Source organism: Streptomyces sp. S6 (genome assembly GCF_054880855.1).
Map to the genome: position 1 here is coordinate 18,236 of NZ_JBTYMC010000062.1, position 10,510 is coordinate 28,745.

Sequence of the window (10,510 nt, forward strand, 5' to 3'; positions counted from 1 at the left end):
ATTACATCGACGTGCAACACGATTGGAATCGATTACATGCCCGAGAAGCAAGTCTTCAGCCAGTGGCCGAAACCTGATTGTGATGAACCTCGCTCATTTGAGCGCGAGGGTGTAGTGGAGGCCGCCGCGCTCTGTGGCGCCGGTGGTCACGAAGCCGTTGCGCTCCAGGACGGTGCGGGAGGCGAGGTTTTCGGGGGCTGTACCGGCGTAGAGGGCGTGGAGCCCGTAGTCCTCGCGGGCCAGTCGGCACACCTCCGCTACTCCCTGGGTGGCGAGCCCCTGGCCACCCCACCGCTCCCCCACCCGGTATCCCAGTTCGGCGATGCCGTTCACCACGTCCACGAGGTTGATCCGTCCGATCACTTCCTCGCCGCTCAGCAGTACGTGGAAGTGGCAGACGCCGTCCGCCTGCTCCGCGAGGAGGGCGGCGAGGCGGTCGTCGAACTCGCGGAAGTAGTCGTCGCCCCGGTCGGGGATGGTGCGGGCGAAGTAGGCGCGGTTCTCGGACTCGAAGGTGAGGAGGGCGGGGGCGTGGTCGAGGCGGAGGCGTTCCAGGCGCGTCATGAGGGGGACGGTACTCAGTCGGTGCGGGGACGTTGCCTGCTTTTTGAGGGGGCGAGCGCGAGAACGGCCGCCCCGGTTCCGGAACTCTCCGGTGCGGGACGGCCGTTGAGGTGCGGGGTCGGTCAGCGGATCGCGTGCTCCACGAACCGCGTAGCCGTCTCCGCGAGGAGTTCACGGCCGTCGCGGGTCCAGAGGTCGTCGTTGAAGAGCTCGACCTCGATGGGGCCCGTGTAGCCGGCCTCCTCGACGTACCGCTTCCACTCGCGCGTGTCGATCGCGCCGTCGCCGATCTGGCCTCGGCCGTTGAGCACGCCCTCGGGCAACGGGGTGATCCAGTCGGCGAGTTGGAAGGTGTGGATGCGGTTTCCGGCGCCCGCGCGGGCGATCTGCGCGGGGGCGGTGTCGTCCCACCAGATGTGGTACGTGTCGACGGTCACGCCGACTTGGTGCGCCGGGAAGCGTTCCGCGATGTCCAGGGCCTGCGCGAGGGTCGAGACGACGCAGCGGTCCGAGGCGAACATCGGGTGGAGCGGCTCGATGGCGAGGCGGACGCCGTGCTGCTCGGCGTAGGGGCCGAGTTCGCCGAGGGCGTCCGCGATGCGCTCGCGGGCACCGTGGAGGTCCTTGGAGCCCGCCGGGAGGCCGCCGGAGACCAGAACGAGCGTGTCGGTGCCGAGAGTTGCCGCCTCGTCGATGGCGCGGCGGTTGTCGTCGAGGGCTGCCGCGCGCTCGGCCGGGTCGATCGCCGTGAAGAAGCCGCCTCGGCAGAGGGTGGTGACGGTCAGGCCGGCGTCGCGGACCAGTTTCGCGGTGGCGTCGAGGCCGTACGTCTGGACCGGGTCGCGCCACAGGCCGATGCCGGGGATGCCCAACTCGACACAGGCCGCGACGAGTTCGGGCAGGGACAGCTGCTTGACCGTCATCTGGTTGATGGAGAACCGCGCGAGGTCGCTCACTGCGTCACCCCGTAGACCGCCAGCAGGCTCTTCATGCGCTCCTCGGCGAGCTTCGGGTCCGGGAACAGGCCCAGCCCGTCGGCGAGTTCATAGGCGCGGGCGAAGTGCGGAAGGGAACGGGCGGACTGGAGGCCACCGACCATCGTGAAGTGCGACTGGTGGCCCGCGAGCCAGGCCAGGAACACAACACCCGTCTTGTAGAAGCGAGTCGGGGTTTGGAAGAGGTGGCGGGACAGCTCGACCGTGGGGTCCAGCAACGCACGGAAACCGGCGGTGTTGCCCGTATCCAGGACACGCACCGCCTCCGACGCCAGCGGACCGAGCGGGTCAAAAATCCCCAACAGCGCGTGACTGAAGCCCTTTTCGTCGCCCGCGATCAGCTCGGGGTAGTTGAAGTCGTCGCCGGTGTAGCAGCGGACGCCCTGCGGGAGGCGGCGGCGCAGGTCGACCTCGCGCTGTGCGTCGAGGAGGGAGACCTTGATGCCGTCGACCTTGTCGGGGTGGGCGGCGATGACTTCGAGGAACGTGTCGGTGGCCGCGTCGAGGTCGGAGGAGCCCCAGTAGCCCTCAAGGGCGGGGTCGAACATGGGGCCCAGCCAGTGCAGGACGACCGGTTCGGTGGCCTGGCGCAGGAGGTGGCCGTACACCTCCAGGTAGTCCTCGGGGCCGGTGGCGGCTGCCGCGAGGGCGCGGGAGGCCATCAGGATGGCCTGGGCTCCGGACTCCTCGACGAGGGCGAGCTGCTCCTCGTAGGCCGCTCGGATCGCCGCGAGGGATCCGCCGTCCGTGGAGAGCTGGTCGCCGGTGAGCTGGTCGGTGCCGACGCCGCATGCGATCTTGCCGCCGACGGCCTTGGCCTCGGCGGCACTTCGACGGATCAGCTCCGCCGCGCCGGCCCAGTCGAGGCCCATGCCGCGCTGGGCGGTGTCCATCGCCTCGGCGACTCCGAGGCCGTGGGACCACAGGTGGCGGCGGAAGGCGAGGGTGGCGTCCCAGTCGACGGCGGCCGGGGAGTCGGGCGACACGTCGGCGAAGGGGTCCGCGACGACGTGGGCCGCCGAGAAGACCGTCCGGGAGGTGAAGGGGACGCCGGTGGTGACGGCGAGGGGTTCGGCGCGGGGTTCGTACGCGCGCAACCCGCCGTCCGGGGAGGGCAGTTGGATGGTCACAGCGAGATCTCCGGGACGTCGAAGCGGCGGCCCTCGGTGGACGACTTCAGCCCCAGCTCGGCGAGTTGGACGCCGCGAGCGCCGGCGAGGAGGTCCCAGTGGTAGGGGGCGTCGGCGTAGACGTGCTTGAGGAACAGCTCCCACTGCGCCTTGAAGCCGTTGTCGAACTCGCCGTTGTCCGGGATCTCCTGCCACTGGTCGCGGAACACCTCGGTGGCGGGGATGTCCGGATTCCAGACCGGCTTCGGGGTGGAACTGCGGTGCTGGGCACGGCAGTTGCGCAGGCCCGCGACGGCGGAGCCCTCGGTGCCGTCCACCTGGAACTCGACGAGTTCGTCGCGGTTGACGCGCACGGCCCAGGACGAGTTGATCTGGGCGATCGCGCCACCGTCGAGCTCGAAGATGCCGTACGCGGCGTCGTCCGCCGTCGCGTCGTACGGCTTGTCGTTCTCGTCCCAGCGCTGCGGGATGTGGGTGGTGGCGAGGGCCTGGACGGACTTCACGCGGCCGAACAGCTCGTGCAGGACGTACTCCCAGTGCGGGAACATGTCGACGACGATGCCGCCGCCGTCCTCGGCGCGGTAGTTCCACGATGGGCGCTGGGCGGGCTGCCAGTCGCCCTCGAAGACCCAGTAGCCGAACTCGCCTCGGATGGAGAGGATCCGGCCGAAGAAGCCGCCGTCGATGAGGCGCTTCAGCTTGAGCAGGCCGGGGAGGAAGATCTTGTCCTGGACGACGCCGTGCTTGATGCCCTTGGCGGTCGCGAGGCGGGCCAGTTCCAGGGCGCCGTCGAGGCCGGTCGCGGTCGGCTTCTCGGTGTAGATGTGCTTGCCCGCAGCAATCGCTTTCTTGATCGCGTCCTCGCGGGCGGAGGTGACCTGGGCGTCGAAGTAGATGTCGACGGTCGGGTCGGCGAGGACCGCGTCGACGTCCGTCGAGATGTGCTCCAGGCCGTGCTCGTCGGCCATGGCGCGCAGGACGTGTTCGCGGCGGCCGACGAGGATCGGTTCGGGCCACAGCACGGTGCCGTCGCCCAGGTCGAGGCCGCCCTGCTCGCGGATGGCGAGGATGGAGCGGACGAGGTGCTGGCGGTAGCCCATCCGTCCAGTGACGCCGTTCATGGCGATACGCACCGTTTTGCGTGTCACGTCGGTCCCTTCGGAGAAGTCGTACGCGGTGTGTGGGCGCCGCACGCACGCCTCTACCTGATGAGCGTCACAGCAAGCGCTTTCTATTACTCCCCGCAAGCTAACCTCTGACCAGTGGTCCGGACAAGACCGTGTCCAGTTCGAGATGTACGGGTTGTTCGAGGGGGCGAACGCGGCGGGGCTTCGGCCGTAGGGTCGGATCGGGCAGGTTCGGGGAGGTACGGCACCCGTAGTACTGGGGTCGTACAAGGAGATGTGCTACCGGAGGACGACGAGATGACGGTGACCCTGGCGGACGTGGCGGCCCGCGCGCAGGTCTCCCCCGCGACGGTGTCGCGCGTACTGAACGGGAACTATCCGGTGGCGGCCTCGACCCGGGAGCGGGTGCTGCGCGCGGTGGACGAGCTGGACTACGTCCTGAACGGGCCCGCGAGCGCACTGGCCGCCGCCACCTCCGACCTGGTCGGCATCCTGGTGAACGACATCGCCGACCCCTTCTTCGGGATCATGGCCGGTGCCGTGCAGTCCGAGATCGGCGGGACCGGGGGGCGGGCCGGCGGGGAGCGGCTCGCGGTCGTCTGCAACACGGGGGGCGATCCCGAGCGCGAGCTGACCTACCTCACGCTGCTCCAGCGGCAGCGGGCCGCCGCCGTCATCCTCACCGGCGGCGCGATGGAGAACGTGCCCCACGCCACCGCCGTGGCCGCGAAGTTGCGCAGGCTGGAGGGGGCGGGCACCAAGGTCGTGCTGTGCGGACGGCCGCCCGCGCAGGACACCGGGGCGATCGCGCTCACCTTCGACAACCGGGGCGGGGGGCGGGAGTTGACCGAGCACCTGATCGGGCTCGGGCACCGGCGCCTCGGCTACATCGCCGGTCCCGAGGAGCGGACGACCACCCGGCACCGGCTCGAAGGGCATCGGGCGGCTCTGGAGGCCGCCGGGATCGAGGAGTTGGCCGGCTGGACCGTCCACGGGCCTTACGACCGGCGGGCGGGGTACGAGGCGACCCTCGAACTCCTGCGCCGCGACCCGACGTTGACCGCCGTCGTCGCCGCGAACGACTCCGTCGCGCTGGGGGCTTGCGCGGCCCTGCGGGACTCGGGGCGGAAGATTCCGGACGACGTCTCCGTCGCCGGGTTCGACGATCTGCCGTTCAGCATCGACGCGGTGCCGTCGCTGACGACCGTGCGGTTGCCGCTGGCCGAGGCGGGGGCTCGGGCGGGGCGGATCGCTATGGGGCGGGAGGAGCCGCCGCCCGGGGGGATCGCCGTGATTCGGGGGGAGTTGATGGTGCGGGGGTCTTCGGGGGTACCTCGGGGGTAGGGGGCGCTCCGGGGGTGGTCGGGGGGCCGGAGGCAGGCGGTGGAGGCGGTGCGGCGGGTGGTGGGCGGTTGATCCGGCGCGGGGTGTGCTTGTAGCGTGCCGGGTATGTCGAGCCCCGAGTCGGACAGAGCGCAGCCGCAGGTTTCGTGCGGCTGGACGGCAATCGGTTACATCGGTTACTGAGGCCTCTCCTCGGGGTCTGTTTCGGCGTGCGGGACCTGTGATCGGCGTTCGTGCTGCTCTCTTGTCCCTCGTTCTCGCTGGAGCGACTTCCCTTGCCTGTCTTCCTGTACGTCCTCGGCCTTGCCGTTTTCGCGCAAGGCACCTCCGAGTTCATGCTGTCGGGGCTGATCCCCGGTATCGCACGTGAGTTGTCCGTGTCCGTCGGGGCCGCCGCGAGTCTGACGTCCGCGTACGCGGTCGGGATGATCGTGGGGGCGCCCGTGATGGCCGTCGTCGGGGCGCGGTTGCCTCGGCGGGCGGCGCTGTGCGGGTTCCTGGCGGTGTTCGTCGTCGCGCATGCGGTGGGGGCAGTAACCTCCGATTTCGCGGTGCTGTTCGGGAGCCGGGTGGTGGCCGCCGTCGCCAACGCGGGGTTTCTGGCGGTGGCGTTGTCGACCGCTTCGTCGCTGGTGGCACCGGAGTTGGCGGGGCGGGCGACGGCCGTGCTGCTCGCGGGGGTGACGTTGTCCTGTGCGGTGGGGGTGCCTGCGGGGGCGTGGCTCGGGGAGCGGTTCGGGTGGCGGGTGGTGTTCTGGGCCGTGGCGGGGTTGTGCGTGCCGGCGTTGGGGTGGGTCGGGTGGGTGGGGGGTGGTTCCGGTGGGGCGGGGCGTTCACGGGGGCGTTCCGAGGGGCGTTCCGGGGGGAGTTTCGGGGTGCGCTTTGGGGTGCGCTTTGGGGTGCGTGCGGAACTCCGGGTGTTGGGGCGGCCGTTGCTGCGGCGGGCGTTGGGGGTGGGGGCCGCTGTCAACGCGGCCACCTTCGCCGGGTTCTCGTATCTCGCCGTGCTCGGCACGGAGGTCGGCGGGCTTCCCGAGGAGGTTGTGCCGGGGTTGCTCGCGGTGTTCGGGGTGGGGGCGTTCGTGGGGGTGACCGTCTCCGGGCGGGTGGGGGAACGGTGGCTGAGGGTGGTGCTGGTGGTGCTGCCGTTCGCCTGGGGGGTGTTGGCCCTGACCTCGGTGTGGGGTGGGGCGCTCTTCGGTGCGGCGCTGGTGCTGGGCGCGTTGTCGTTCGGGGCCGGGTCGGCTCTGGTGGGGCGGGTGTTGGTCCTCGGGAGCCGTGAAGCACCGGCGCTGGCGGGGGCGTTCGCGACCGTCGCGCTCAACTTGGGGGCGTTCGTGGGGCCGTTGGTCGCCGGGGGTGTCACCGAGGTGAGTGGGGACTATCGGGGTGCGGTGTGGGTGAGTGCGGGGTTCGCGTTGGTGGCGGTGGGCTGGGGTGGGGGCGGTGCGGGTGTCGGCGGTGCGGGGGTCGGCGGTGGCGGTAGTGGTGGTGGTGACGTCCGTCGCGGGGTGGGCCGTTGGCGGAGGCGTCGTGAGGGGCGCGCTCCCCTCGCGTGATCTCGCTGCTCCCGGCCTTGGCCGGACGCCGGTCCCGCCCCCTCGCTGTCGCCTCTGTCCTCGCTGCCCTGTCGCCCTCGTCACCTCACCGTCAGTTTCGTCTCCCCGTCCAGGCACCACTCCAGCACCGACGGCCAGGGCCCGTATCCGTCGTCCGGAGTCAAGTGACCGGCGTCCAGGAGGACTTCGGCGGTGAGGCCGAGGGGGTCTCCGTAGGCTCTCTGGGCGCCTTGCGGGCAGTACGGGTCGGCGTCCCCGGCGACGACGCGGGTCGGGGACGGCAGGGTGAGGCCGGGCAGCGGGGGCAGGGCGAAGCCGGCGATCTCGGGGAAGTCGGCGGCGGTCGTGACGGGGGCGGCGAGAAGGGTGCGGTCGACGGTGTCGAGACCGGGGAGGCCGCGGGCGACGGCGTGCAGCCAGGTGACGGTGGCGAGGCTGTGCGCGACGACGACCTTGCGGCCCGGCGCGGTCAGGTGACGCTCCAACTCGGCGAGCCAGACCGCGAGTTCGGGGCTGTCCGGGTCCGGCAACTGAGGGTAGGCGACCTCGCGCCCGAGGGCGGTCAGGCGGTCGGCCAGCCAGCGCTGCCAGTGGCCCTCGGGGCGGTGGTTCTGCCAGCCGTGGAGGATCAGGAAGGAGGAGGTCATACGGCGATCATCTCCAGGATGACTCATCAAGGTCCAGTTAATCTTTTCCGATGGAACCCTTAAGCCCAGCCTTCACTGTTGACCTTCGCCGCCTCATCGTCCTGCGCGAGCTGCAACGCCGGGGCAGTGTCGCGCGGACGGCCGAGGCCCTGCATCTGACGCCCTCGGCCGTGTCCCAGCAACTCTCGGCACTCGCCCGAGAGTTCGGCGTGCCGCTCACCCAACGGGATGGACGGGGACTGCGGTTGACCGGTCAGGCCAAGGTGCTGCTCGCGCACGCCGACCTGATCGCCGCCCAACTGGAGCGGGCCCGCTCCGACTTGGCCGCGTACGAAGAGGGCGGGCGGGGGACGGTCACCGTCGGCTGTTTCTCCAGCGGCATCCTGGGGCTGCTGCCCCCGGCGCTGCGGGCCCTGCGGGAGCGGTTGCCGGAGCTGCGCGTGGACGTCGTCGAGGCCGAACCGCCGGATCTGTTCACGGAGTTGGACGGCGGCCAGGTCGATGTGGCCGTCGCCGTCGACTTCGCGGCGGCGCCCGCGCACACCGATGTCCGCTACACCCGCGAGGACCTGCTGGCCGATGTCCTCGACGTCGCTCTCCCCCGGGGGCACCGGCTCGCGGGGCGTGCGGAGGTGCCGCTGCGGGACCTCGCCACCGAGCCGTGGATCATCGGCCGCGCCTCCAGTTGCTGCGGCGCGGTGGCCCGCTCCGTCTGCGCGGCGAGCGGCTTCACCCCGGACGTCCGGCACGCCGTGGACGACTGGGCCGCGCTGGCCGGGCTCGTCGCGGCGGGGATGGGGGTCGCGTTGGTCCCCCGGCTCGTGCGATCCGTGTACGCCGGGCGGGAGTTGGCGATACGGCCGGTCGCGGGGGCGGCTCCCTCGCGGAACGTGTTCGTGGCCGTGCGGGCGGGGGCGGAGGGGGATCCGGTGCTGCGGGTCGTGCGGGAGGAGTTGCGGGCGGCGGTGAACGTTCTTCGGGGGTGAGGCGTCACGGTCGTGACAGGTCGGCCGTCCGTTGTCTTTCGTCCGTTGCCATTTGTCCGGGGGTGCCTTGCTGTGAGAGCTGCGGCAAGCCGTTTCGCCGTGTTGCTGTTCCTCGTCGCCGGGTCGGCCGTGAGCGGTTGTTCCGTGGGTGGCGGGGAGGGCGAGGCGTCCTGCGCGTTCGTCGCCGACTATGGCGGGCGGCGGTATTCCGACGTGCACGGAGCCGAGTTCACGCTCGGGGAGGCCGTCGGGACGGCGGTGCTGCCGGACTGTCACGACACGGGCGGGGGTGGGGACGCCGGGGGTGGAGGGCGGGAGGTGCGGGCGTACTCGGTGGTCGGGGTGGATCCGGCGGTCGCGATCGTGGTGGAGGAGGCCACCGGGAGGTTGCTGGTGGCCCAGGGGGTTCGGGATCAATTGCCGGATGGGATACGGCGGTTGTTCACGCGGTGACTCTGTGGCGGGCCACCCGGTTTTCCAGCTCCGCTCTGCGGTGCGGCCATTCCTCGGCGGTGAGGGAGAAGATCGCCGTGTCTCGCAACGCGCCTTCCTCGCCCGGGTACTTGGAGGGGGACCAGTTGCGCAGGACGCCTTCCAAAGTCGCGCCGACGGCAGCGATGGCCGCGCGGGAGCGGGCGTTGCGGGCGTCGGTCTTGAGGTCGACGCGGGAGACGCGCCAGACCTCGAACGCGTGGCGGAACAGGAGGAGTTTGGCCTCGGCGTTGACGCCGGTGCCCTGGGCGGAGGCGGCGAGCCAGGTGTGGCCGACCTCGACCGCGTCCAGGTGGTCCGGGGTGAGCCAGGCGCGGGGTTCGCAGTAGGCCGTCGTGCCGACCGCGCGGCCGGTGGCGGTCGAGATCTGTGCGTAGGGGGCGATCGATCCGTCGGCGGCGCGGGCCAGTTGGAGGTCGAGGTAACCGTCGATGTCGGCGGCTCGCGGGACCCAGGTGAATGCGTAGGTGCCCCGGTTCTCCTCCGCCGCGAGCGCCAACTCGGCTGCGTGACGCCGCTCCAGGGGTTCCAGTCGAACAAATTCGCCTGCCAGCAACGGCTGTTGGCCCGCTTCGAATCTCACTCCGTGCCGCCCTTCCTCAACTGTGTGCTCAACTGGGCGAAGGCTTCGTGGAAACCGGGGAAAGTCTTGCGGACGCAGCCGGGGTCGTCGAACGAGATTCCCGGTGTGCGCAGGCCCGTGACCGCGAAGGACATGACGATGCGGTGGTCGCCATAGGTCTTGATCTCGGCGGGCTGCGGGGTGCCGGGGTGGATCTCGATCCAGTCGGGGCCGGTGGTGACGCCGATGCCGAGGCGGCGCAGGTTCTCCGCGCAGGCGTCGAGGCGGTCGCACTCCTTGACGCGGGTGTTGGCGACGTCCTCGATGCGGACGGGGCCGGTGGCGAAGGGGGCGATCGCGGCGAGGGTCGGCATCGTGTCGGAGATGTCCCGCATGTTGACCGTCACGCCGCCGAGGCTGCCGGTGCCTCTGACCGTGGTGCGGTCGGCGGCGATCTCGACGTGCGCGCCCATCTTGCGCAGGACGTCCACGAAGCCCAAGTCGCCCTGGAGCGCGCCCTGTCCGAGGCCGGGGACGGTGACCTCGCCGCCGGTGAGGGCGGCTGCGGCGAAGAAGTAGCTGGAGGTGGAGGCGTCGGGTTCGATGGGGTAGGTGGTGGCGCGGTAGCCGCCGGGCGGGACGGTGTAGACACGTTCGGCGGGGGCGTTTGTGTAAGCGGTTGCCGCCTGTTTCGTCTCCACCCTCACCTCCACCCCGAACGCCCGCATCATCGCGATGGTGATCTCCACGTACGGCACGGAGACCAGGTCGGTGACGCGGATGCGGAGGCCGGTGCGGGTGAGGGGGCCGAGGAGGAGGAGTGCGGTGAGGTACTGGGAGGACTGGCCGGCGTCGAGGACGACCTCGCCGCCCTCCACCCCGGCCGCGTGGACCGTGAGGGGGTGGTGTCCGTCGGCGTCCTCGTGGCGCAGGTCGACGCCCAGGTCGCGCAGGGCGCGGGTGAGGGGGAGGAGGGGGCGGCGGCGCATCTGGGGCGAGGCGTCGAAGCGGAACGTGCCGTGGCCTGCGGCGGCGAGGGTCGGCAGGAAGCGGGCGGTCGTCGCGCCGTCCCGGCAGTAGACGTCGGCCTCCGTCCTCGCCGGG

At 71.1% G+C, this 10,510-nt stretch carries 11 protein-coding genes; 4 read left to right on the top strand and 7 right to left on the bottom strand.

From position 1 onward, the window contains the following. Positions 1–93: 93 nt before the first annotated feature. From ACVNF4_RS11685 to ACVNF4_RS11700, 4 genes are all read right to left on the bottom strand, one after another. A complete protein-coding gene (locus ACVNF4_RS11685; protein ID WP_461802677.1) occupies positions 94–564 on the bottom strand; it encodes a GNAT family N-acetyltransferase in 471 nt (156 codons plus the stop codon). A gap of 122 nt (positions 565–686) precedes the next feature. Continuing rightward, entirely contained in the window at positions 687–1,520 is an 834-nt protein-coding gene (locus tag ACVNF4_RS11690) for a sugar phosphate isomerase/epimerase family protein (protein WP_461802678.1), read from the bottom strand. Beyond that, the gene (locus tag ACVNF4_RS11695) at positions 1,517–2,689 is read right to left on the bottom strand and encodes a dihydrodipicolinate synthase family protein (RefSeq protein ID WP_461802679.1); all 1,173 of its coding nucleotides are present in this window, start codon (positions 2,687–2,689) and stop codon (positions 1,517–1,519) included. Before ACVNF4_RS11695 ends, ACVNF4_RS11690 begins: the two co-directional genes overlap by 4 nt. Further along, positions 2,686–3,837, bottom strand: a complete 1,152-nt coding sequence (locus ACVNF4_RS11700) for a Gfo/Idh/MocA family protein (protein WP_461802680.1) — start codon at positions 3,835–3,837, stop codon at positions 2,686–2,688. Before ACVNF4_RS11700 ends, ACVNF4_RS11695 begins: the two co-directional genes overlap by 4 nt. Before the next feature lie 276 nt (positions 3,838–4,113). Here ACVNF4_RS11700 and ACVNF4_RS11705 point away from each other — a divergent pair, with 276 nt between their 5' ends. After that, positions 4,114–5,160 (top strand): LacI family DNA-binding transcriptional regulator, encoded by a 1,047-nt coding sequence (locus ACVNF4_RS11705; protein ID WP_461802681.1) that lies wholly within the window; start codon positions 4,114–4,116, stop codon positions 5,158–5,160. 275 nt (positions 5,161–5,435) lie between these two features. Beyond that, positions 5,436–6,719, top strand: a complete 1,284-nt coding sequence (locus ACVNF4_RS11710) for an MFS transporter (protein ID WP_461802682.1) — start codon at positions 5,436–5,438, stop codon at positions 6,717–6,719. 80 nt (positions 6,720–6,799) lie between these two features. Here ACVNF4_RS11710 and ACVNF4_RS11715 read toward each other — a convergent pair whose 3' ends face one another. Next, a complete protein-coding gene (locus tag ACVNF4_RS11715) occupies positions 6,800–7,366 on the bottom strand; it encodes an RBBP9/YdeN family alpha/beta hydrolase (protein WP_461802683.1) in 567 nt (188 codons plus the stop codon). Between the two features lie 50 nt (positions 7,367–7,416). Here ACVNF4_RS11715 and ACVNF4_RS11720 point away from each other — a divergent pair, with 50 nt between their 5' ends. After that, positions 7,417–8,352, top strand: coding sequence for a LysR family transcriptional regulator (locus ACVNF4_RS11720; RefSeq protein ID WP_461802684.1), 936 nt, complete (start codon positions 7,417–7,419; stop codon positions 8,350–8,352). Positions 8,353–8,424: 72 nt separating this feature from the next. Continuing rightward, positions 8,425–8,805, top strand: coding sequence for a DUF6281 family protein (locus ACVNF4_RS11725; protein WP_461802685.1), 381 nt, complete (start codon positions 8,425–8,427; stop codon positions 8,803–8,805). Here ACVNF4_RS11725 and ACVNF4_RS11730 read toward each other — a convergent pair. Further along, positions 8,795–9,427 (bottom strand): GNAT family N-acetyltransferase, encoded by a 633-nt coding sequence (locus ACVNF4_RS11730; RefSeq protein WP_461802686.1) that lies wholly within the window; start codon positions 9,425–9,427, stop codon positions 8,795–8,797. The two genes, ACVNF4_RS11725 and ACVNF4_RS11730, sit on opposite strands and share 11 nt — an antisense overlap. Continuing rightward, a partial coding sequence (gene aroA, locus ACVNF4_RS11735; RefSeq protein ID WP_461802687.1) for a 3-phosphoshikimate 1-carboxyvinyltransferase occupies positions 9,424–10,510 on the bottom strand: 1,087 nt, incomplete at its 5' end. The genes aroA and ACVNF4_RS11730, both read right to left, overlap by 4 nt.

Excerpts from the sequence above, each read along its gene's own strand:
- ACVNF4_RS11720 (WP_461802684.1), top strand. The coding sequence starts at position 7,417 with ATGGAACCCTTAAGCCCAGCCTTCACTGTTGACCTTCGCCGCCTCATC.
- ACVNF4_RS11715 (WP_461802683.1), bottom strand. The coding sequence starts at position 7,366 with ATGACCTCCTCCTTCCTGATCCTCCACGGCTGGCAGAACCACCGCCCC.
- ACVNF4_RS11685 (WP_461802677.1), bottom strand. The coding sequence starts at position 564 with ATGACGCGCCTGGAACGCCTCCGCCTCGACCACGCCCCCGCCCTCCTC.
- ACVNF4_RS11705 (WP_461802681.1), top strand. The coding sequence starts at position 4,114 with ATGACGGTGACCCTGGCGGACGTGGCGGCCCGCGCGCAGGTCTCCCCC.